The following is a 20,208-nucleotide window of genomic DNA, read 5'->3' on the forward strand; positions in this document are numbered from 1 at the left end:
GCCATTGCCAAGGAAAAGATATGTCGAAGCGCCATAGCGCCAAGCACAAGCTCGATCGTCGGATGGGCGAGAACATCTGGGGCCGTCCCAAGTCCCCGGTGAACAAGCGTGAATACGGCCCCGGCCAGCACGGTCAGCGCCGCAAGGGCAAGGTGTCGGACTTCGGCATCCAGCTGCGCGCCAAGCAGAAGCTCAAGGGCTATTACGGCGACGTCACCGAGAAGCAGTTCAAGGCCTGCTACACCGAGGCCGCCCGGATGAAGGGCGATACCTCGCAGAACCTGATCGGCCTGCTCGAGCAGCGTCTCGACATGATCGTCTACCGCGCCAAATATGCGCCGACGATCTTCGCCGCGCGCCAGCTCGTCAGCCACGGCCACGTCCGCGTCAACGGCACCAAGTGCAACATCGCCTCGCGTCGTTGCTTCACCGGTGACGAGATCACGCTCGGCAAGAAGGCGCAGGAAATGGCGCTGGTGCTCGAGGCGCAGAGCCTCGCCGAGCGCGAGATCCCCGATTATGTCGCCCCCGACGGCGCCGCCAAGGTCACGCTGACCCGCGTGCCGACGCTCGACGAAGTGCCCTATCCGGTGAAGATGGAGCCGAACTTGGTCGTCGAGTTCTACTCGCGCTGATCGGTTCGCCTCGGCGAGACGACAAGAGGGCGGCCTTTCGGGGTCGCCCTTTTTCGTTCGTGGACAAGCGCGGCGGGCCGCGTCACAAGCTCGACCCAATGTTGCCCGTACCGGAGTGTTCCATGCGTCGCCTCGTCCTCGCCGCCCTGCTCGCCACCTCCACCGCGGCCGGCGCGCAGACCGTGCCCCAAGCGCCGACCATCCCGATCGAGACGATGAAGGAGGTCACCAAGACGCTGTCTTCCGACGCCTTCGAGGGCCGGGCGCCCGGCAGCGCCGGCGAGGACAAGACGCTCGCCTATCTCCAGGTGCAGTTCGCCAAGGCCGGGCTGAAGCCGGGCAATCACGGCAAGTGGTTGCAGGACGTGCCGCTGGTCGAGATCGCCGCCAAGAACGTCTCGGCCCTCACCTTCACCGGCGGCAAGACCCCGCTCAGCTTGGCCTTCGGGCCTGACACGGTACTCAGCACCTACCGCGTCACCCCGCATGTCGAGGTCAAGAACAGCGACGTGGTGTTCGCCGGCTACGGCATCGTCGCCCCCGAAAAGGGCTGGAACGACTATGCCGGGCTGGACGTGAAGGGAAAGACGGTGATCGTGCTGATCAACGATCCGGACTGGCAGACCCCGACCCTCGACGGCCCGTTCGGCGGGCGGGCGATGACCTATTACGGCCGCTGGACCTACAAATATGAAGAGGCCGCGCGCCAGGGCGCCGCGGCGGTGATCATCGTCCACGATACCGAGCCCGCCGCCTACGGCTGGAACGTCGTCCAGTCGAGCAACACCGGCCCCAACCAGGTCGCCGATGCCGCCAACGGCCATATGGACGATGTCGCCGCCCATGGCTGGATGCAGCTCGACAAGGCCCGGGCGCTGTTCGCCAGCGCCGGCCGGAACTTCGATCAGCTGGCCGCCGCCGCCAAGATCAGGGGGTTCAAGCCGGTGCCGCTCGGCGTGAAGGCTTCGGTGTCGTTCGACAATGCGATCAAGAAGCACATCTCGCACAATGTAATCGGCATCCTGCCGGGGACGACGCGGCCGAACGATTATGTGCTGCTGTCAGGCCATTGGGATCACCTTGGCCATTGCACGCCCGTTAACGGCGACGACATCTGCAACGGCGCCGTCGACAATGCGACCGGCACCGCGGCGCTGGTCGCGCTGGCGCAGGCCAATGTGAAGGCGGGGCCGCCAAAGCGGACGATGGTGTTCATCGCGCTGACCGCCGAGGAGTCGGGGCTGCTTGGCTCCGAATATTACGGCAACAACCCGGTCTATCCGCTGGCGCAGACCGTGGGCGGCGCCAACATGGATGCGCTGAGCATGGCCGGCCCGAGCCACGACGTCACCGTGATCGGGCTCGGCAAGTCGGAGCTCGACGGCTATCTTGAGGCGGCGCTCAAGCAGCAAGGCCGTACCGCCACGCGCGAACCCACCCCGGAAAAGGGTTTCTACTATCGCTCGGACCATTTCAGCCTCGCCAAGCACGGCGTGCCGATGGTCTATTTCGAAGCCGGCATGGATCTGGTGCAGGGCGGCCGTGCCGCAGGCGAGGCCGCGGCCAAGGATTACGAGGAGCATCGCTACCACGCGCCGCAGGACGAATATGATCCCAATTGGGATTGGACCGGCGTCGAGCAGGACCTGCAGCTCTATTACAGCATCAGCCGCGGCCTTGCCGATGGCGATGCTTGGCCGAACTGGACCCCGGGCGACGAGTTCCGCGCCATCCGCGACAAGAGCCGCGCTGCGCTGACGGGAGCCGCCAAGTGACGCTCGTGCCGCCCGCCGAATGGGCACATCACAAGGCGGTATGGATTGGTTTCCCGAGCCATCCCGAGCTGTGGCAGGAGGATCTGGATCCGGCTCGCGACGAGGTCGTGGCCTTTGCCCGAGCCGTCCATGCCGACGGCCGCGGCGAGCAGGTCATCCTGGTCGCGGCTGACGAGGAAGCCGCCACCGCCGCGCGCCGCCTGGCATCGTTTGCCGACGTCATCATCGAGCCGTTCGGCGACATCTGGCTGCGCGACACCGCGCCGATCATCCTCGGCAACGGCACCGCGAGCGACTTCGAGTTCAACGGCTGGGGCGGCAAATACGACCTGCCGGGCGATGACACTATCGGGCTGCGGCTTGGCAAGCGGCTCGGCCGCCAGGTCGGTTATTGCAACTGGGTGCTCGAGGGTGGCGCGATCGACGGTGACGGCACCGGCACGGCGATCACCACCGAGCAATGCCTGCTCAACGCCAATCGCAACCCGACGCTGACCAAGGCGCAGATCGAGACACGGCTGCACGATGACCTCGGCTTCACCCGTGTCGTCTGGCTGGGCGAGGGGCTGCTCAACGACCATACCGACGGCCATGTCGACAACCTCGCCCGCTTCGTCGGCGAGGGCCGGGTGGCATTGCCCGAGGCGGTCGAGAACGACCCCAATTGGCTGGTCTATAAGAACGCCCAGCGCGACGCGCGTGCCGCGGGGCTCGAGGTGGTCACCATTCCCTCGCCCGGCCGGGTGCTGCGCGACGAGGAGATCGTGCCGGCGAGCTACATGAACTTCTATATCGGCAATGCCGCGGTGGTGGTGCCGATCTACGGCACCGAGCATGATCAACGCGCGGTCGCGGCGATCCAGGCTCTGTTCCCGGATCGCGAGGCGGTCGGCTTGCGCGCTGACAGCATCCTCACCGGCGGCGGCAGCTTCCACTGCATCAGCCAGCAGATACCGGGGTAACAACCCATTCGTCGTCCCGGGCCAGGCTCGGGATGACGGTAAGAGCACACTGCCGGGGTGACGAACGCTCACTGCCCCCCTATCTGCACGCGCATGACCCAGATCACCGTCGCCGCGCTGCAGCTCGCCTTCTCAGACGATATTGATGCCAATATCGGCAACGTCTCGCGCCTGGTGCGCGAGGCGGCGGGGCAGGGTGCGCAAGTGATCCTGCCGCCCGAACTGTTCGAGGGCGAATATTTCTGCCGGATCGAGGACGAAGGCCTGTTCGCCAACGCAGCGCCGGTCGGTGAGCATAAGGCGGTGCTGGCGATGCAGGCGCTTGCCGAGGCGCTGAAGGTGACGATCCCGACCAGCTTTTTCGAGGCCGACGGCCCGCATTATTACAACAGCCTGGCGATGATCGGCCCCGATGGCGAGGTCCAGGGTGTCTACCGCAAGAGCCACATTCCCGATGGGCCGGGTTATGAGGAGAAATTCTATTTCCGGCCCGGCAACACCGGCTTCAAGGTATGGCGGGGCCCACCATCGGCGCCGGCGGCCAAGCTCGGCGTCGGCGTATGCTGGGATCAATGGTATCCCGAGACCGCGCGCGCGATGATGCTGATGGGCGCCGAGCTGCTCTTCTACCCCACCGCGATCGGCAGCGAGCCGCATGACACCAGCCTCGATACCGCGCGGCTGTGGCGCCGTGCTATGGTCGGCCATGCGGTCAGCAACGTCGTGCCCGTGATCGCCGCCAACCGCGTCGGTACCGAGCATGGCCAGACCTTTTACGGCACCAGCTTCATCACCGACGAGCGTGGCGACATCATCGCCGAGCTGGATCGCGAGGAAGAGGGCGTGATCACGGCGACGCTCGATCTGGACCGCGTCAAACGCCATCGCGCCGCCTTTGGCTTCTTCCGCGATCGCCGGCCGGAACTGTACGGCCGGCTGGTTCAGGACGTCTGACGCAGCTCCAGCGCGCGTGCGAACACCGCTTCGAACATGGCGGCGTTGAGCCGGCCGGTGTTCTGGTTGTAGCGCGAGCAATGATAGCTATCGATCAGGATGCGGCCATCGGGCATGCGATGTTCGGCGAGATGGCCGAACGTCGCCTTGGGTAACCGCCCGCCCATTGCCTTCACTGCCGATTGATGCGCGATCTGGCCGAGCGCGATTACCACCCGTGCGTTGGCAACGGTGGCCATCTGATCCTCAAGGAACGGCCGGCAGGTGCGGATTTCCTCGGGCGTCGGCTTGTTCGCCGGGGGCAGGCACTTCACCGCGTTGATAATGATCGCGCCGTGCAGCTCCACATCGTCGTTGGGCGTCGCCTGGAAGGTGCCGGTCGACAGGCCGAACTTCGCCAGCGTCGCGTAGAGCAACTCGCCGGCGAAATCGCCGGTGAAGGGGCGTCCGGTCCGATTGGCACCATGCTTGCCGGGCGCTAGGCCGATTACCGCGAGCCATGCTTCAGGATCGCCGAACGCAGGCACTGGCGCGTTCCACCAGCTGGGATATTCGACGCGCAACTCATGCCGGAAGGTGGCTAGCCGCGGGCAGCGCGGACAATCGAGCGGCGGCTCGGTCGCGGGGATCGGGCTCACGATCGGACGATCAACGAGAACGGCGGCGGCGGCAGTGGCGTCGACCGGGGCAAGGCTTGCTTCGAAATCCATCGGGGTGCGATAGGGCCGGTGCGTGGCAGCTTCAATCTATGCAATTGGGATCGGCTCCAACCGGCGCGGGCGCCACGGCGCGCCGGCGGCGGAGGTGCGTGCCGCTGTCGCCGCGTTGGGCGACACCATCGCCACCTCGCCGATCGTCGCCAGCGCGCCACTCGGCCCCTCATCGAGGCGCTTCGCCAACGCCGCGGTGCTGATCGAAAGCGAGGAGGCTCCATCGGCCTTGCTCGCCCGGCTGAAAGCGATCGAGGCCGATTTCGGCCGGCGCAGCGGGCGGCGCTGGGGAGCGCGGGTCATCGATCTCGATATCCTGCTCTGGTCGGAGGGCGCATGGGGCTCGCCAGCGTTGACATTGCCGCACCGTGACTATCGGCGCCGCCGCTTCGTTCTCGCGCCGCTAGCGGCGATCGCCCCTGATTGGCGCGATCCGCTCACCGGGCGGACGACGCGGCAATTGCTCCATGCCATTGACCGGCCCCGCCCGCGCCCCTAGGTGCCCCCGGTGCCGATGGCAGGGGTCCGTAGCTCAGTCGGTAGAGCAAGCGACTTTTAATCGAGAGGTCCCGGGTTCGAGCCCCGGCGGACCCACCATCGGCACCTTTTACCCAAGATGCGCGGGCTGGAGCGACGGCTGATGCCTCCCTCGAGGGTGTCGCGACGGGATCGTGTGACGAGCACGAGAAAATCTAGCCCCGCCGCGACGCTCGGCATAAGCCACGGAAGACGGCGCCGGGTCCAGTCCGGATTGGTCGGGTTGCGGCGGATAGCCGATCGCCCGATGCGTTTGGTCGTCGAGGGACACGAACGAGAGACGGATGATCCAGCACGACACGCAGACGGACATCGCCATCAATCAGCCCGCCGCGGGTGGCGCCCGGTCGCTGCCGCCGGTGCTCGCCGGCGCCGCGATGATCGCGGTGGCGATCGTGCTGGCCCTGGCGGCCGGGTTTGTGATTGACCGCTATCCGTTTCAGTTCGATCGGGCGATCGTGCTTGGCGTGCGCGCGTGGCACGGGCCGGCATGGCTGCCGGATGCCGCGGCCGATCTCACGGATCTCGGCGGCGGGGTGGTGCTGACGCTGCTGGTGGTGATCACCGCCGGGCTATTGCTGGTGCAACGGTTGTGGCTGACCGCGCTCGCCACCGTGCTCGCTTCGGCGAGCGGCAGCTGGGCGGTGGATCTGATCAAGCATGTCGAGGTGCGCGCGCGCCCTGATCTGGTGCCGCATCTGGTGGCGGTGACCGGCTACAGCTTCCCGAGCGGTCATGCCGCGAGCAGCGCCATCGTCTATCTCACCCTGGCAAGCCTTGCCGGTCAGGTGACGCCGGATCGCCGCACCCGCTCCTATCTGCTGGTGGTGGCGATCCTGCTGGTCGGGGCGATCGGCACCAGCCGGGTGTATCTGGGCGTCCACTGGCCGAGCGACGTGCTTGCCGGCTGGAGCTTTGGAACCCTGTGGGCGCTGGGCTGGTGGCGGGCCACTGCCAGCGCCCGTCGGGCGATCGGCGGGGAGCGCTAGCGCCCCATCTCGGCGAGCTTGCGCTCCCAGGCGAGGGCGTCCTGGACGATCGTCTCCAGATTGTCGCGCGCGGGGCGCCACGGCAGCGCGGCAAGGATGGCGGTGTTGTCGGCGACCAGCGCGGCAGGGTCGCCGGCGCGGCGGCCTTCGTAGCGGCGCTCGATCGTCATGTTGGTGACGCGATCGACCGCGTCGAGCACCTCGTTGACCGAGAAGCCGCGATTGTAGCCGCAGTTGAGCATGTGGCTTTCCGTTGGCTCGGCAATCAGCAGCCCGAGGGCGGCGACGTGAGCGGCGGCAAGGTCGCTGACGTGGATATAGTCGCGCACCCCGGTGCCGTCCGGCGTGTCAAAGTCGGTGCCGAACACGCTCACGGCCGCTCGCTTGCCGGTGGCGGCTTCGACCGCGATCTTGATCAAATGGGTCGCCCCCACCGTCGACTGGCCGCTGCGACCTTCAGGATCGGCGCCGGCGACGTTGAAGTAGCGCAGCGCGCAATAGTTCATCGGATGCGCGAAGGCGACGTCGCGGAGCATCGCCTCGGTCATCAGCTTGGACATGCCATACGGATTGATCGGCACCTGCGGATCGGCTTCCGCGATGGGCACCCGCGTCGGGGTGCCGTAGGTCGCTGCCGTCGAGGAGAAGATGAAGTGGGGCACGCCTTCGGCCACCGCGCTTTCGATCAGCGAACGCGTCGCGGCGGTGTTGTTTCGATAATATTTGAGCGGATCGCTGACCGATTCCGGTACAACCACCGAGCCGGCGAAATGCATGATCGCGCGCACGTTGTGATCGCGGATCGCGGCGCGGACCTTGTTGTCGTCGGCGACATTGGCCTCCACCAGCATCGCGCGCGGATCAACGGCCCAGGCGAAGCCGGTAACCAGATTGTCGAGCACCACCACCTCATAGCCGGCGTCGAGCAGCGCCAGCACAGCATGGCTGCCGATATAGCCGGCACCGCCGGTGACCATCACCTTGCCGTGGAAGGGGCCGTGAAGTGCGTTGTCGAGTGCCATGGTCGCTCCGTCTGTGTCGCCGCCCGCCTAATTGCCTTGCGTTAACGACACCCTATCTAATGAGCAAAGGAGATCATCATGACCGAATATGCAACGCTCGCCGGCGGCTGTTTCTGGTGCACCGAGGCGGTGTTCAAGGATGTGATCGGCGTCGAGAGCGTCGAGAGCGGCTATATCGGTGGCGACGTGCCCAATCCGACCTATAAGCAGGTGTGCGGCGGCACCACCGGCCATGCCGAGGCGATCCGGGTCGGCTTCGACCCCGCGCAGCTGAGCTATGGCGACCTGCTCGACATCTATTTCGCGACCCACGATCCCACCCAGCTCAATCGCCAAGGCAATGACGTCGGCACCCAGTACCGCTCGGCGATCTTCCCGGAGACGGTGATGCAGGAAGAACAGGCGAACGAGGCAATCGCCCGCGCGCAGCAGGATCTCGATAAGCCGATCGTCACCACCATCGAGGAATTCTCGCAATGGTATCCGGCGGAGGGCTACCACCAGGATTATTGGGAAACCTCGGGCCGGTCGAACCCCTATTGCATGGCGGTGATCCCGCCCAAGCTGCAAAAGCTGCGCAAGAGCTTCGCGGCACGCTCCAAGGCGGTGACCGCCTAAACGTGAGCGGCGCGGGCGAGGCGATCGTTGATCGCCTCGCCGATGCCGGTGAAGGGTATGGCCGCCAAGGCAATGCGCGCGCGCGGGCTGGCATCGGCCTTGTGCAGCGCATCGAACAGCCGCGCGGCCGCCTCCAGCAGGTTGCCTGACGGCGACAGATTGTCGTCGCCTGCGACCGGGCCGAAGCCGATCAGCCATTCGTCATCGGCCGCTACGGTGGCACCGAGGCGGAGCGGCTTGGCCGGCGCATAATGGCTGGCGAGCTGGCCGGGGGCGGTGATTGCCTCATCGGCAGATCGACGGGTCACCGGAAAGGGCAGATCTTCGATCGCAAGCGGCCCGGGGCGCAACAGGATGCGCCCCGCGATGATGGTGGATTCCAGCCCGGCCTCGGTGGCGCCGTCGTCGATGATCAGCGGCACGCGCTGGCCGAGGCTCGCGGCGACATGCGCGGCGCGGGTAGGGCTGATGCCGTTGCTGGCATTGGCCGATGGCGCGGCGAGCGGCTTGCCGGCCGCGGCGATCAACGCCTGCATCGCGCGATGCCGCGAGACGCGCAGCGCAATCGTATCGAGCCCCGCCGTGACAAGTGCGGCGATCCCGCTGGCGGGCCTGAGCGGCAGCACCAGCGTCAGTGGCCCCGGCCAGAACGCCGCCGCCAGCGCGCGGGCGTCGTCGTCGAACACCGCGATCGCCTCGGCGGCGGCGAGATCGGCGACATGGACGATCAGCGGGTTGAAGCTCGGCCGCCCCTTGGCGGCGTAGATGCCGGCTACCGCCGCGGCGTTGGTGGCATCGGCGGCAAGCCCATAGACCGTCTCGGTTGGCACCGCGACCAGCTCGCCGGCGCCGATTCGCGCCGCGCCCTCGGCGATCGCGGCCATGCCGTAGGGTAAAATATGGCAGTTTGGAGCGGTCATTGCGGGTCGCTATAGCCGCCGCAAACACAGGAGAGAATGATGCCCTTCACCCCCGCCGTCGCCGAGCAGCGTTTCGTGCTGGAGCATGTCGTGCGGATCGGTGATCTCGCCGCGACCGAGCGGTTCGCCGCCGCGAGCGACGATGTCGTCGACGCGGTGCTCGAGGGCGTCGGCAGCCTCGCGGCGGGCGAATGGGCACCGCTCAACCGCATCGGCGACACGGTCGGCGCGACCTGGACGCCCGACGGCGTGGTGATGCCCGACGGTTTCCGCGCCGCCTATCAGGATTATGTCGAGGGCGGCTGGGGCACGATCGGCGTGCCCGAACAGTTCGGCGGCCAGGGCCTGCCGTTCGCGATCCAGACCGCGGTGCTCGACACCTTGGGCTCGGCCAACATGGGCTTCGCGCTGTGCCCGACGCTGACGGTCGGCGCGATCGAGGCGCTGGCGCATCACGGCAGCCCCGAGCAGCAGGCGCTCTACCTGCCGCACCTCGCCACCGGCGCCTGGACCGGAACGATGAATCTCACCGAGCCGCAGGCGGGCAGCGATGTCGGCGCGCTGCGGGCCACCGCGACGCCGCGTGGCGACGGCACCTGGAGCATCAAGGGCACCAAGATCTTCATCTCGTTTGGCGACCACGACATGGCCGAGCAGATCGTCCACCTCGTCCTTGCCCGCACGCCCGATGCGCCGTTGGGCACGCGCGGCATCTCGCTGTTCCTGGTGCCCAAGTTCCGGCTCGATGCCGATGGGCGGCCGGGCGCGGCCAATGACGTCCGCGTGGTATCGATCGAGCACAAGATGGGACTGCATGCCTCGCCCACCTGCGTGCTGTCGTTCGGCGACGACGGCGACTGTGTCGGCGAGCTGATCGGCCCCGAGCATGGCGGAATGCGGGCGATGTTCACGATGATGAACAATGCCCGGCTCAACGTTGGCCTGCAGGGTGTGCAGATCGCCGAGGGCGCGACCCAGGCGGCGGTGGCCTATGCGCTCGACCGGGTCCAGTCAGCGCGCGCCGGCGGCGCCGACAAGGCGCCGGTGCGGATCGTCGAGCATCCCGACGTGCGGCGCATGCTGATGCGGATGACGGCGCAGACCCAGGCCGCGCGCGCGCTGGTCTATTATGCCGCCGGGCAAGTGGATCGCGCGACGCTCGGCGAAGCCGGCGCGAAGAACCGGCTGGAGCTCGTCACCCCGCTCGCCAAGGCGCATGGCACCGATCTCGGCAACGAGGTCGCCAGCCTCGGCGTCCAGATCCATGGCGGTATGGGCTTCATCGAGGAAACCGGCGCCGCGCAATATTTCCGCGATGCGCGTATCACCCCGATCTACGAGGGTACCAACGGCATCCAGGCCGCCGATCTTGTCGGCCGCAAGCTCGCGCTCGACAATGGCGGCGCGTTCGCGGCGCTGATCGCCGACATGCGCGCCGAGGCGATCCATCCCGAGCTCATCGCGCTGATCGATGCGGTCGAGGCGATCGGTCGGCGCATCGCGGTCGCCGATGCCGACGACAAGCTCGCGGCAAGCTATCCTTTCATGACCATGGTCTCGGTCGCCGCATGCGGCTGGCTGATGGAGCGGCAAGGGCGGGTGGCAACCGGCGACGATGCTGCCGCGCAGCGCAAGCGCGCGGCGGTGCGCTTCTATCTTGACCAGATCGTGCCCGAAGCGCTTGGGCTGTGCGCCGCGGCCAGCGCCAACGCCGACGTTCTCTACGCCATTCAAGCAGAGGTTTTCGCAGCCTGATGTTCGATCTCGACGCCTATCTCCAGCGCATCGATCTGGGGCAGTTTCCGATCCCCGACGCCGAGGGGCTGGCGGCGCTGCAGCGTGCTCACCGGCTGCACATCCCGTTTGAAAACCTCGACGTGATCCTCGGTCGCGGTATTGCCATCGACAGCGTTGCGGTGTTCGCCAAGCTCGTCACCGCCAAGCGCGGCGGCTATTGTTTCGAGCACAATCGGCTGTTTCTCGATGCGCTGGCCGGGCTCGGCTTCACCGCGCGCCCGCTGCTGGCGCGGGTCTGGCTCGGCGCCGAGACGGTGCCGCCGCTCACCCATACGTTCAGCTTGGTGACGATCGGCGGCCAGCAATGGATCGCCGATGCGGGCTTCGGCGGCAGCTATGCGCCCGTGATGCCGCTGGTCCATGGCGTCGAGCTCGACGCGCCCGACGGCGCGCGCTTCCGGCTCGAGGCCGGTACCGAACACGGCTGGCTGCTGAGCCGCGAAGGCCCGTCGGGTTCTACCGACGGCCGCGGTGCCGGCCCCGGCTTCCGGCCGCAGTACAGCTTCACGCTGGATCAGGTGCATGACGCCGATCTGGCGCTGTCCAACCACTGGACCTCGACTGCGCCGGGCAGCCGCTTCACGCAGACCCGGATCGCGAGCATGGTCCTGCCGCACGGCCTGGCGGCGCTGACCGACCGCCGGTATCACCGCCGCGCCGGCGACAATGAATCGATCGCCGAGATCACCGATCCACGCGTCTACCGGATGCGGATGAGCCTAATGTTCGGGATCGATCTGTCGGCGGAGGATGTCGCGCAGCTGGGGCTGTTCTGAACCCGATTCTGCCCGCCGATGCCGTCCTTGCTCCCCATTAGTCATCCCAGCGAAGGCTGGGATCTCGTGCGCTTGGGCAGGGCAGGAGCCGCGGGAGGCCCCAGCTCGCTGGGGTGACGGCTATTGGTGTAGATGCAGGCGTCTTTCCCGAGGGCGACCGGCTTACGCCCGCTCGCGCTCCAGCAGATCGCCGGCGTCGAGCCCGAGCAGGTCGATATGCGCCCGGATCCGCGGCCATTGATTGTTCACGAAGCTGTCGCGCTCGGCGATGCGCAGCTTCTCGGCGGCACCGGGCAGCACGAACATGCCAACACCGCGGCGCACCTCGACATAGCCGTCGTCCTGGAAGCTCTGGTATGCCTTGGCGACGGTGAGCGGATTGGCGCCATGTTCGGCGGCAAAGGCGCGCACCGACGGTAGCTGATCGCCGGCGCGATAGTCGCCGCGCAGGATCCCTGCCGCAATGGTCCCGCGCAAGCGGATGTAGACCGGGCTGTCCTCGTTGCTCAGAGCTGTCATGCTGATCTAATACAGCAACTTGGCTGCATCGTCGAGTCCCTTGCCCTGCCAATGCGAGACGATCTGTGCCTGATCGGGGCGGGGCCGTTCGTCGAGAGGCCGTGCAGGGGTGCCGAGGAACATGAAGCCGGCGATTCGCTCGGGCGCGCCGCCAAAGGCGTCGCGCACCTCATCCGAGAAAGAAGCCCAGCCGCTCAGCCAGCCGCCGGCAAAGCCCAGCGCGTGGGTGGCGTGCAGCAGGTTCATGCAGGCCGCGCCAGCGGACAATTCCTGCTCCCACAACGGAATCGGGCTGTCGCGCTTGGGTGAGGAGAGCACCACCACCAGCGTCGGCGCCTGACGGGCGAATTGCGCAAAGGCCTCGATCTCACGCTCAGGCGCCTGCGGCCGTTCGCGGCGGTAGGCCGCGCCGATGAGACGGCCGAGCGCATCGCGCTGGTCGGCGCCGACGATCACGAACCGCCACGGAGCGATCTTGCCGTGATCCGGCGTTCGCGCGGCGATCTGGAGGATCTGGGCGAGCTGCGCGTCATCCGGCCCGGGCGCGACGAGATCGCGCGGTTTGCCGGAGCGGCGGGTGGCGAGCAGCGCCAATGGCGACGAGAGATCGTTGAACATGGCGGCTATGTAGCGGCACTGCCTGTTATTTACACCCGGCGGCGAGCCGCTACGGTGCATGCCCGGGCCGCCCGTGCGCGGCGAGTTATCCGGGAGCATCCGACACCAATGGCAAGCGCGTATGCGGGCGGGGGCGGCGTTCCGGCCCACGCCAAGACGTTTCTGGGGCATCCCACCGGGCTGTTCATGCTCTTTTTCGCCGAGATGTGGGAGCGCTTCTCCTTCTACGGCATGCGCGCCATCCTGGTGCTCTACCTGACCAAGCACTTCCTGTTTGGCGAGCAGCCCGCCTATGCGATCTACGGCGCCTATACCTCGCTGGTCTACATTACGCCGATCATCGGCGGCTATATCGCCGATCGCTTCCTCGGCGCGCGTAAGGCGGTGCTGGTCGGCGGCCTGTTCATCACCGTCGGCCATCTGATGATCGCGCTGGTCGAGGGACCGGCGGGCGTCCAGGGCAGCGCGCTTAACGGCTTCTACCTCGCACTCGCCTGCATCATCATCGGCACCGGCTTCCTCAAGGCCAACATTTCGGTGTTGGTCGGCCAGCTCTACCCGCGCGATGATCTCCGCCGCGATGGCGCCTTCTCGATCTTCTACATGGGGATCAACACCGGCGCCTTTGCCGGGCCGATCATCGTCGGCATCCTCGGCGAGACGGTGGGCTGGTCCTGGGGCTTCGGCGCCGCCGGGATCGGCATGGCGCTCGGGCTGGTGGTGTTCGTGCTGTGCCGCGGCGCGCTCTACGATGCCGGTCAGCCGCCGGTGCCCGCCGCGCTCAAGACGCGCAGCCCGATCGGCGTTTCGATCGAGTGGACGATCTATCTGGGCGCGGTGGCGGGGGTGATGCTCGCCTGGTGGCTGGTGCGCTCGCAGGGCGCGGTCGGCACGCTGCTGCTGGTCGCCGCGGTGCTTACCGTCGGCTTCATCCTGCTCACCTCGTTCCGCCGCCTGCCGAAGGTCGAGCGACATCGCATCTTCGCCGCGCTGTTCCTGATCGCGCTGTCACCGCTGTTCTGGGCCTTGTTCGAGCAGGCCGGCTCGTCGCTCACCCTCTACACCGATCAGTCGGTGGATCGCACGATGCTGGGCTGGACGATCCCCGCCTCGATGTTCCAGTCGGTCAATGCCTTCTTCATCATCACTTTGGCGCCATTGTTCGGGCTGCTGTGGACGGTGCTGGGCAAGCGCGGGCTGGAGCCGAGCGCGCCATTCAAGTTCGGCATCGGCCTGATCCTCGTCGGCGCCGGCTTCTTCGCGCTGATCCTCGGCGCCCCGGCGGCGGGGCTGACGCCGGCGATCTTCGTGATCCTGCTCTACATGCTCCATTCGATGGGTGAGCTCTGCTTCTCGCCGATCGGGCTGTCGTCGATGACGCGGCTGTCGGTGGCGAGCATGACCGGGCTGATGATGGGTACCTGGTTCCTCGCCACCGCGGGCGGCGAGTTCATCGCCGGCTTGATCGCGCAGGAAACGGGCGGCGAGGGCGCCGGCGTCGGCCATGTGCTCGGCATCTACGCCAAGATCGGCTGGTTTTCGATGGGCGTGGGCGTGCTGGTGCTGCTGGTGGCGCCGTTCGTCACCCGGCTGATGCATCTCGACAGCCTCGGCGAGCGCCCCGACCATGCGCTGGCGGGCGAGGGCGCGATCGGCGAACCCGCTGCCGCCGGGCTCGACACCCGCGACGAGCAGCGGCTCGGTCGGCGCTGATCGCTAGGCCGCCTGCGTCGGCCTGCCGTCGAGGCGGCCGACGCAGGCGGTGACGGCGACGTCCATGGTGACGTTGCCGACGGTGCGGAACAGGTCCGGCACCGTCTCCACCGCGACCAGCAGCCCCAACGCCTCGATCGGCACCCCCATCACGATCGAGACGGGCGCGACGCTGGCGAAGAAGCTGACCGTGCCGGGCAGGCTCACCGAGCCCATGGTGGTGATCGCGGCGGTGGCGACGCCGGCGGCAAGCTGCCCCGGCCCGATCGGGATGCCCAGCCAGCGCGCGATGTAGAGCGCGACCGCGAGGTTCATCGCCGGGCTGGTGGCGCGGAAGATCGCGACCGCGATCGGCAGGGTGATGCCCGCGGTGGCGGAGCGGACGCCCAGTTGCTCCGAGCCCTTGAGCATCGCCGGCAGCGAGGCGAGCGAGCTTTGCGTGCTGATCGCCATCGCCTGCGCCGGCGCGACCGCGCGCGCGAACGCGCCGGGCGCCACCCGGCCGCCCAGCCACGCCAGCGGATAGCCGAACAGCAGCACCAGAAAGCCGATGCTCGACACCAGCACGATGTAATGAAGCAATGCGCCGAACGCCGCCGCCCCGGTCCGTGCCCCCACCCCATAAGCGAGCGCGAAGATGCCGATGGGCGCGAGCTTCAGCACCCAGCCGATGATCACCAGCATCGCATCGGTGATCGCGCGGAACAGGTCGACCAGCCGCTGGCGCGGCTCGGGATCGAGCCGGGTGATCGCGAAGGCAAAGGCGAGGGTGAAAACGGTCAGCGGCAGGAAGGCGTCGGCCCCCGCCGCGGCGACGATGTTGGTGGGGACGATGGTGTCGAAGAAGTCGCCGAGGCTCGGCACCTTGCCGAGCGGCTGAACCCCGGTAAGCGCCGCGCGCAACGCCGCGGACCAGGCAGCGGGCAACGGCCACAGGTCGAGCAACAGCGGCATCACGATCGCCGACATGATCGTGGTGCTCCACAGGATGACGACGAACATCACCACCGCGCGCCCGGCGATCTGCCCGGCCCGCGCGGCCTCCGCAGTGGCGGCGATGCCGGTGACGAGCAGCCCGACGATCAGCGGCACGATCACCATCTGCAAGCCGTGCAGCCATGCCGACCCGATCGGCTGGGTGACGGTGGTGACGCTTAGCGCCCATTCCTTGTTGGCGGCGACGGCGACGATGCCAAGGACGAGCCCGGCGATCAGCGCCAGCAGAATGCGGGTGGCTTGCGACATCGGATTCCTTGGCGCAACGGAGGAGCGGAGCGGCATAGCGGAGCGGATCGCATTTCATGGCAAGGAAATATTTCGGGACCGATGGAATCAGGGGCGCCACCAACCAAGGCGCGATGACCGCGGCAATGGCGATGAAGGTGGGCATGGCCGCCGGCGCCTATTTCCAGCGCGGCGACCACAAGCATCGCGTGCTGATCGGCAAGGACACGCGCTTGTCGGGCTATATGCTCGAATCGGCGCTGGTCGCCGGCTTCACCAGCGTCGGCATGGACGTGATCATGGTCGGGCCGATGCCGACCCCGGCGGTGGCGATGCTCACCCAGTCGATGCGCGCCGACATCGGCGTGATGATTTCGGCGAGCCACAATCCTTATGCCGACAACGGCATCAAGCTGTTCGGCCCTGACGGCTATAAGCTCTCCGACGAGGCCGAGACGACGATCGAGCAATTGATCGACAGCGAGGTGCCGCTGGTGCCCTCGGCGCAGATCGGCCGCGCGCGGCGGATCGACGATGCCCAAGGGCGCTACATCCATTTCGCCAAATCGACCTTTCCCGAGAATCTGCGCCTCGACGGCCTGCGCGTGGTGATCGATTGCGCCCACGGCGCCGCCTATAAGGTCGCGCCCGCGGCACTGTGGGAGCTCGGCGCGGATGTGATCGCGATCGGCATCACCCCGGACGGCATCAACATCAACGACGGCGTCGGCTCCACCGCACCCCAGGCGCTCGGCGAGACGGTTGTCGCCGCCGGCGCCGACATCGGCATCGCGCTAGATGGCGACGCCGATCGCCTGATCGTGGTCGACGAAACCGGCACCGTGATCGACGGCGACCAGCTGATGGCGACGATCGCGGCGAGCTGGGCGCGTGCCGGGCGGCTGGCAGGCGGCGGGCTGGTGGCGACGGTGATGTCCAACCTCGGCCTCGAACGTCACCTCAAGGCGCAGGGGCTGGGCCTCGTCCGCACCGCGGTTGGCGATCGCTACGTGCTCGAGAAGATGCGCAGCTCGGGCTATAACGTCGGCGGCGAGCAGTCCGGCCATATCATCCTCGCCGACTACGGCACCACCGGCGACGGCCTCGTCGCGGCGCTGCAGGTGCTCGCCGAGGTCAAGCGCGCCGGCGCGCCGGCGAGCGAGGTGTTGCGCCGCTTCGAGCCGCTGCCGCAATTGCTCAAGAACGTCCGCTTCGCCGGCGGCAAGCCGCTCGAGACCGAGGCGGTCAAGACAGTGATCGCGCAGGCCGAGGCCGATCTCGCCGGCACCGGGCGGCTGGTGATCCGCCCTTCGGGCACCGAGCCGGTGATCCGGGTGATGGCGGAGGGCGACGACGCCACGCAGGTTGAGCAGATCGTCGATCGCATCTGCGACGCCGTGCGCGCGGCGGCCGCCTGATGCTCGCGATGCGCCCCGACTGCCAGCGCTGCGGCACCGATCTGCCCGCCGATCAACCCGGCGCGTTCATCTGCTCGATGGAATGCACCTATTGCAGCGAATGCGCCGATGCGCTCGACGAGCGCTGCCCCGGCTGCGGCGGCGAGCTGATGGACCGGCCGACCCGCGTCGGCGCCGCGCTAAAGCGCCACCCCGGTTCAACGACGCGGGTATTCCAGAGCTGATGATCCCGCGCGTCCTGATCATCGCCGGCTCCGATTCGGGCGGTGGCGCCGGGATCCAGGCGGATATCAAGACGGTGACGAAGCTGGGCGGTTACGCGATGACGGCGGTGACCGCGATCACCGCGCAGAACAGCCTTGGCGTCCAGGCGGTTCACCCGGTGCCGGTAGAGATGGTGGTGGCGCAGATCGACTCGGTGGTGTCGGACCTCGGGGTGGATGCGGTGAAGATCGGCATGATCGGCTCGGCTGCGACCGCCACGGCGGTCGCCGACAGGCTCGAGGCGCTCGAGGTGCCGATCGTGTTCGATCCGGTGATGATCGCAACCAGCGGCGCGGTGCTCGCCGATACCGCAGCGGTCACGGCGTTTGCGCGGCTCATGCACCTCGCCTCGCTTGTCACCCCCAATATTCCCGAGCTTGCCGCCCTGGGCGGGCGCGACGCGGTGCTCGCGCATAGCTGCCACCTGCTCGCCAAGGGTGGCCATGGCGAGAGCGACTGGATCGTCGACGAATTGCTGTCGCCGAGCGGTCCGGTCGCGCGGTGGGAAGCCAGGCGGATCGACACCCGGGGGTCGCACGGCACCGGTTGCACGCTGGCGAGCGGGATCGCCACCGGGCTAGCGCAGGGGATGGGCATCGAGGAAGCCGTCGCACGCGCCATCCGCTTCGTCCGGATCGCCTTGATCCACGCGCCGGGGTTGGGGCAGGGCCATGGCCCGATGGGACATGGCCTGGGCCTCTGCCCATTCGACGAGATTAAAGGCTGACGATGCCTGGACTGAAGCACGAGAAGCTCTGCCTGCCGCCGGTGGCGGGCGTCGACGAGGCCGGGCGTGGCCCGCTTGCGGGGCCGGTGGTGGCCGCGGCGGTGATCCTGCCGGCCAAGGGAATCCCGCGCGGCCTCGACGATTCCAAGAAGCTCGCCGCCGCCGAGCGCGAGCGGCTATGCGGGTTGCTCAAGACCCGCGCGCTGGTCGGCATCGGCATCGTCGAATCGGACGAGATCGACCGGCTCAACATCTATTGGGCGACGATGAAGGCGATGACGCTCGCCGTGGATCAATTGTGCGCGGCGCTCGGCTGTCACCCCGGCCATGTGCTGGTCGACGGTAATCGCCTGCCGCGCTGGTCGTACCAGGCGACGGCCTTGGTGGGCGGCGACGCCAAGAGCGCCTCGATCGCGGCGGCGTCGATCGTCGCCAAGCATACCCGCGACACGATCATGCTCGCCCATGCCGACGCGCATCCGCATTACGGCTGGCATTCGAACAAGGGCTATGGCTGCCCAGCGCATTTGCGCGCCTTGCGCGAGCACGGGCCGACGCCGCTGCACCGGCGCAGCTTCTCGCCGGTCGCGCAGGCGATGCAGCCTGTTCTAGCGCCGGTTCTGCCGCTGTGAGTCTTTTGAGTCACACACCCCAGCAGTAGGGATGCCGGCCCGCGGCTTGACTCAACATCTGGTCAACGGCGCATTGTCCGCGCGACGTTAACGCCATCGTCAGCTTCATCGTTAATATTTGCCGCTTGACGAGAGTCCACCGCATCGGGCGAATAGCCGCAGACAAAGGGGATTTCATGGCGGTTATCGACAAGGTCAGGCAGCCGCGCGTCGCAACGCGGAAGCCGGCGGTGGCATCCACCCCCGCCGTGTTGCCGCTCGACCAGATCCTGCGCGGCGATTGCATCGCGACGATGAAGGCGCTGCCGGCCAAGTCGGTGGACATGATCTTCGCTGATCCGCCCTACAATCTCCAGCTCGGCGGCGAGCTGTTCCGCCCCGACGGCAGCCATGTTGATGCCGTAACCGACGAGTGGGACAAGTTCGACACCTTCGCCGCCTACGACCGCTTCACCCGCGCCTGGCTCAACGAGGCGCATCGCATCCTCAAGGACGATGGCGCGATCTGGGTGATCGGCAGCTACCACAACATCTTCCGCGTCGGCACCGCGGTGCAGGATCTCGGCTTCTGGATCCTCAACGACATCGTTTGGCGCAAAGCCAATCCGATGCCGAACTTCCGCGGCACCCGCTTCACCAATGCGCATGAGACGCTGATCTGGGCATCGAAGGGCGAGAAGGCGAAGTACACCTTCAACTATCGCAGCATGAAGACCCTCAACGACGAGCTGCAGATGCGCTCGGACTGGGAGTTCCCGATCTGCGGCGGCCAGGAGCGGCTCAAGAAGGACGGGCAGAAGGTCCATCCGACCCAGAAGCCCGAAGCCTTGCTCTACCGGGTGATGCTCGCCTGCACCAAGCCCGGCGACGTGGTGCTCGATCCCTTCTTCGGCACCGGCACCACTGGCGCGGTCGCCAAGCGGCTCGGCCGGCGCTGGATCGGCATCGAGCGCGAGGACGGCTATATCGATGCCGCCAACGAGCGGATCGCCGCGGCGCTGCCGCTGGACGAATCGGCGCTGGCGACGATGCAGAGCCCGCGCTCGCAGCCCAAGGTCGCGTTCGGGGTGTTGGTGGAGAATGGCTATCTTCAGCCCGGCATGGTGCTGACCGACAGCAAGCGCCGCTTCCAGGCAGCGGTGCGCGCCGACGGCAGCCTCGCCAGCACGTGCGGGGCGACCGGCTCGATCCACAAGCTCGGTTCGACGCTGCAGAACGCGCCCGCCTGCAACGGCTGGAGCTTCTGGCATTATGAGGCGGCCGACGGACTCAAGCCGATCGACGCGTTGCGGCAGACCTATCTGCTGGCGACCCAGCCGTAGAGCCCATTGCTGCGGAGGCGAGGGGCGTTGATCAGCCTAGCTTGGCCATAGGCAAGGCCTCGGCGCCGCCGTAGGA

Annotated in this window: 21 protein-coding genes and 1 tRNA gene; 16 read left to right on the plus strand and 6 right to left on the minus strand. The window is 67.5% G+C overall.

What is annotated here, in order from left to right:
• Nucleotides 1–20: 20 nt before the first annotated feature.
• From rpsD to aguB, 4 genes are all read left to right on the plus strand, one after another.
• On the plus strand, nucleotides 21–635 hold the full coding sequence (gene rpsD / locus OXR60_RS12950) for a 30S ribosomal protein S4 (RefSeq protein WP_267396329.1): 615 nt from the start codon (nucleotides 21–23) through the stop codon (nucleotides 633–635).
• 122 nt (nucleotides 636–757) lie between these two features.
• Entirely contained in the window at nucleotides 758–2,410 is a 1,653-nt protein-coding gene (locus OXR60_RS12955; protein ID WP_267396330.1) for a M28 family metallopeptidase, read from the plus strand.
• The gene (locus OXR60_RS12960) at nucleotides 2,407–3,372 is read left to right on the plus strand and encodes an agmatine deiminase family protein (protein WP_267396331.1); all 966 of its coding nucleotides are present in this window, start codon (nucleotides 2,407–2,409) and stop codon (nucleotides 3,370–3,372) included. Before OXR60_RS12955 ends, OXR60_RS12960 begins: the two co-directional genes overlap by 4 nt.
• A gap of 93 nt (nucleotides 3,373–3,465) precedes the next feature.
• Nucleotides 3,466–4,326 carry an N-carbamoylputrescine amidase gene (gene aguB, locus OXR60_RS12965; protein WP_267396332.1) on the plus strand — a complete coding sequence of 287 codons (861 nt, stop codon included), beginning with the start codon at nucleotides 3,466–3,468 and terminating at the stop codon, nucleotides 4,324–4,326.
• On the opposite strand, the gene OXR60_RS12970 is transcribed toward aguB, so the two are convergent.
• Nucleotides 4,314–5,036 (minus strand): uracil-DNA glycosylase, encoded by a 723-nt coding sequence (locus OXR60_RS12970; RefSeq protein ID WP_267396333.1) that lies wholly within the window; start codon nucleotides 5,034–5,036, stop codon nucleotides 4,314–4,316. The genes aguB and OXR60_RS12970 overlap by 13 nt on opposite strands.
• A gap of 22 nt (nucleotides 5,037–5,058) precedes the next feature.
• Here OXR60_RS12970 and folK point away from each other — a divergent pair, with 22 nt between their 5' ends.
• The 3 genes from folK to OXR60_RS12985 all read left to right on the plus strand — a co-directional run bounded on the left by folK (nucleotide 5,059) and on the right by OXR60_RS12985 (nucleotide 6,562).
• Nucleotides 5,059–5,535 carry a 2-amino-4-hydroxy-6-hydroxymethyldihydropteridine diphosphokinase gene (gene folK, locus OXR60_RS12975; protein WP_267396334.1) on the plus strand — a complete coding sequence of 159 codons (477 nt, stop codon included), beginning with the start codon at nucleotides 5,059–5,061 and terminating at the stop codon, nucleotides 5,533–5,535.
• 22 nt (nucleotides 5,536–5,557) lie between these two features.
• Nucleotides 5,558–5,633 (plus strand) — tRNA-Lys (locus tag OXR60_RS12980).
• A 224-nt stretch (nucleotides 5,634–5,857) separates the two neighbouring features.
• On the plus strand, nucleotides 5,858–6,562 hold the full coding sequence (locus OXR60_RS12985; RefSeq protein ID WP_267396335.1) for a phosphatase PAP2 family protein: 705 nt from the start codon (nucleotides 5,858–5,860) through the stop codon (nucleotides 6,560–6,562).
• On the opposite strand, the gene galE is transcribed toward OXR60_RS12985, so the two are convergent.
• Nucleotides 6,559–7,584, minus strand: coding sequence for a UDP-glucose 4-epimerase GalE (gene galE, locus OXR60_RS12990; protein WP_267396336.1), 1,026 nt, complete (start codon nucleotides 7,582–7,584; stop codon nucleotides 6,559–6,561). The genes OXR60_RS12985 and galE overlap by 4 nt on opposite strands.
• 78 nt (nucleotides 7,585–7,662) lie before the next feature.
• Here galE and msrA point away from each other — a divergent pair, with 78 nt between their 5' ends.
• Nucleotides 7,663–8,202, plus strand: a complete 540-nt coding sequence (msrA, locus tag OXR60_RS12995; RefSeq protein ID WP_267396337.1) for a peptide-methionine (S)-S-oxide reductase MsrA — start codon at nucleotides 7,663–7,665, stop codon at nucleotides 8,200–8,202.
• Here msrA and OXR60_RS13000 read toward each other — a convergent pair.
• On the minus strand, nucleotides 8,199–9,122 hold the full coding sequence (locus OXR60_RS13000; protein WP_267396338.1) for an L-threonylcarbamoyladenylate synthase: 924 nt from the start codon (nucleotides 9,120–9,122) through the stop codon (nucleotides 8,199–8,201). The two genes, msrA and OXR60_RS13000, sit on opposite strands and share 4 nt — an antisense overlap.
• A 39-nt stretch (nucleotides 9,123–9,161) precedes the next feature.
• On the opposite strand from OXR60_RS13000, the gene OXR60_RS13005 reads away from it, so the two are divergent.
• Together OXR60_RS13005 and OXR60_RS13010 are read left to right on the plus strand one after the other, a co-directional pair.
• Entirely contained in the window at nucleotides 9,162–10,877 is a 1,716-nt protein-coding gene (locus OXR60_RS13005; RefSeq protein WP_267396339.1) for an acyl-CoA dehydrogenase, read from the plus strand.
• On the plus strand, nucleotides 10,877–11,695 hold the full coding sequence (locus tag OXR60_RS13010; RefSeq protein WP_267396340.1) for an arylamine N-acetyltransferase: 819 nt from the start codon (nucleotides 10,877–10,879) through the stop codon (nucleotides 11,693–11,695). The genes OXR60_RS13005 and OXR60_RS13010 overlap by 1 nt, the downstream gene beginning before the upstream one ends.
• Before the next feature lie 162 nt (nucleotides 11,696–11,857).
• Here the strand turns inward: OXR60_RS13010 and OXR60_RS13015 are convergent, their stop codons facing one another.
• Nucleotides 11,858–12,214: a GntR family transcriptional regulator gene (locus OXR60_RS13015; protein ID WP_267396341.1), complete on the minus strand. Its 357-nt coding sequence runs from the start codon at nucleotides 12,212–12,214 to the stop codon at nucleotides 11,858–11,860.
• Nucleotides 12,215–12,220: 6 nt separating this feature from the next.
• Nucleotides 12,221–12,832: a nitroreductase gene (locus OXR60_RS13020; RefSeq protein WP_267396342.1), complete on the minus strand. Its 612-nt coding sequence runs from the start codon at nucleotides 12,830–12,832 to the stop codon at nucleotides 12,221–12,223.
• A gap of 108 nt (nucleotides 12,833–12,940) precedes the next feature.
• Here OXR60_RS13020 and OXR60_RS13025 point away from each other — a divergent pair, with 108 nt between their 5' ends.
• Nucleotides 12,941–14,545, plus strand: coding sequence for a peptide MFS transporter (locus OXR60_RS13025; protein ID WP_267396343.1), 1,605 nt, complete (start codon nucleotides 12,941–12,943; stop codon nucleotides 14,543–14,545).
• Nucleotides 14,546–14,548: 3 nt separating this feature from the next.
• On the opposite strand, the gene OXR60_RS13030 is transcribed toward OXR60_RS13025, so the two are convergent.
• A complete protein-coding gene (locus OXR60_RS13030) occupies nucleotides 14,549–15,790 on the minus strand; it encodes a cation:dicarboxylase symporter family transporter (RefSeq protein ID WP_267396344.1) in 1,242 nt (413 codons plus the stop codon).
• Between the two features lie 56 nt (nucleotides 15,791–15,846).
• Here OXR60_RS13030 and glmM point away from each other — a divergent pair, with 56 nt between their 5' ends.
• The 5 genes from glmM to OXR60_RS13055 all read left to right on the plus strand — a co-directional run bounded on the left by glmM (nucleotide 15,847) and on the right by OXR60_RS13055 (nucleotide 20,132).
• Complete coding sequence (gene glmM / locus OXR60_RS13035) at nucleotides 15,847–17,187, plus strand: phosphoglucosamine mutase (protein WP_267396345.1); 1,341 nt, start codon at nucleotides 15,847–15,849, stop codon at nucleotides 17,185–17,187.
• Entirely contained in the window at nucleotides 17,187–17,411 is a 225-nt protein-coding gene (locus OXR60_RS13040; protein ID WP_267396346.1) for a DUF1272 domain-containing protein, read from the plus strand. The genes glmM and OXR60_RS13040 overlap by 1 nt, the downstream gene beginning before the upstream one ends.
• Nucleotides 17,408–18,178 carry a bifunctional hydroxymethylpyrimidine kinase/phosphomethylpyrimidine kinase gene (gene thiD / locus OXR60_RS13045; protein WP_267396377.1) on the plus strand — a complete coding sequence of 257 codons (771 nt, stop codon included), beginning with the start codon at nucleotides 17,408–17,410 and terminating at the stop codon, nucleotides 18,176–18,178. Before OXR60_RS13040 ends, thiD begins: the two co-directional genes overlap by 4 nt.
• Before the next feature lie 2 nt (nucleotides 18,179–18,180).
• Nucleotides 18,181–18,810 carry a ribonuclease HII gene (locus OXR60_RS13050; protein ID WP_267396347.1) on the plus strand — a complete coding sequence of 210 codons (630 nt, stop codon included), beginning with the start codon at nucleotides 18,181–18,183 and terminating at the stop codon, nucleotides 18,808–18,810.
• Between the two features lie 176 nt (nucleotides 18,811–18,986).
• Complete coding sequence (locus OXR60_RS13055; protein ID WP_276046603.1) at nucleotides 18,987–20,132, plus strand: site-specific DNA-methyltransferase; 1,146 nt, start codon at nucleotides 18,987–18,989, stop codon at nucleotides 20,130–20,132.
• Nucleotides 20,133–20,208: the final 76 nt, after the last annotated feature.

The organism is Sphingomonas sp. GC_Shp_5, from assembly GCF_026540855.1.
GTDB lineage: Bacteria > Pseudomonadota > Alphaproteobacteria > Sphingomonadales > Sphingomonadaceae > Sphingomonas.

What these genes read in the sequence shown, in the direction of transcription:
- rpsD (WP_267396329.1), top strand. Translation starts at nt 21, where the DNA reads ATGTCGAAGCGCCATAGCGCCAAGCACAAGCTCGATCGTCGGATGGGC.
- OXR60_RS12955 (WP_267396330.1), top strand. Translation starts at nt 758, where the DNA reads ATGCGTCGCCTCGTCCTCGCCGCCCTGCTCGCCACCTCCACCGCGGCC.
- aguB (WP_267396332.1), top strand. Translation starts at nt 3,466, where the DNA reads ATGACCCAGATCACCGTCGCCGCGCTGCAGCTCGCCTTCTCAGACGAT.
- OXR60_RS12970 (WP_267396333.1), bottom strand. Translation starts at nt 5,036, where the DNA reads ATGGATTTCGAAGCAAGCCTTGCCCCGGTCGACGCCACTGCCGCCGCC.
- OXR60_RS12985 (WP_267396335.1), top strand. Translation starts at nt 5,858, where the DNA reads ATGATCCAGCACGACACGCAGACGGACATCGCCATCAATCAGCCCGCC.
- galE (WP_267396336.1), bottom strand. Translation starts at nt 7,584, where the DNA reads ATGGCACTCGACAACGCACTTCACGGCCCCTTCCACGGCAAGGTGATG.
- msrA (WP_267396337.1), top strand. Translation starts at nt 7,663, where the DNA reads ATGACCGAATATGCAACGCTCGCCGGCGGCTGTTTCTGGTGCACCGAG.
- OXR60_RS13000 (WP_267396338.1), bottom strand. Translation starts at nt 9,122, where the DNA reads ATGACCGCTCCAAACTGCCATATTTTACCCTACGGCATGGCCGCGATC.
- OXR60_RS13005 (WP_267396339.1), top strand. Translation starts at nt 9,162, where the DNA reads ATGCCCTTCACCCCCGCCGTCGCCGAGCAGCGTTTCGTGCTGGAGCAT.
- OXR60_RS13010 (WP_267396340.1), top strand. Translation starts at nt 10,877, where the DNA reads ATGTTCGATCTCGACGCCTATCTCCAGCGCATCGATCTGGGGCAGTTT.
- OXR60_RS13015 (WP_267396341.1), bottom strand. Translation starts at nt 12,214, where the DNA reads ATGACAGCTCTGAGCAACGAGGACAGCCCGGTCTACATCCGCTTGCGC.
- OXR60_RS13020 (WP_267396342.1), bottom strand. Translation starts at nt 12,832, where the DNA reads ATGTTCAACGATCTCTCGTCGCCATTGGCGCTGCTCGCCACCCGCCGC.
- OXR60_RS13025 (WP_267396343.1), top strand. Translation starts at nt 12,941, where the DNA reads ATGGCAAGCGCGTATGCGGGCGGGGGCGGCGTTCCGGCCCACGCCAAG.
- OXR60_RS13030 (WP_267396344.1), bottom strand. Translation starts at nt 15,790, where the DNA reads ATGTCGCAAGCCACCCGCATTCTGCTGGCGCTGATCGCCGGGCTCGTC.
- glmM (WP_267396345.1), top strand. Translation starts at nt 15,847, where the DNA reads ATGGCAAGGAAATATTTCGGGACCGATGGAATCAGGGGCGCCACCAAC.
- OXR60_RS13040 (WP_267396346.1), top strand. Translation starts at nt 17,187, where the DNA reads ATGCTCGCGATGCGCCCCGACTGCCAGCGCTGCGGCACCGATCTGCCC.
- OXR60_RS13050 (WP_267396347.1), top strand. Translation starts at nt 18,181, where the DNA reads ATGCCTGGACTGAAGCACGAGAAGCTCTGCCTGCCGCCGGTGGCGGGC.
- OXR60_RS13055 (WP_276046603.1), top strand. Translation starts at nt 18,987, where the DNA reads ATGGCGGTTATCGACAAGGTCAGGCAGCCGCGCGTCGCAACGCGGAAG.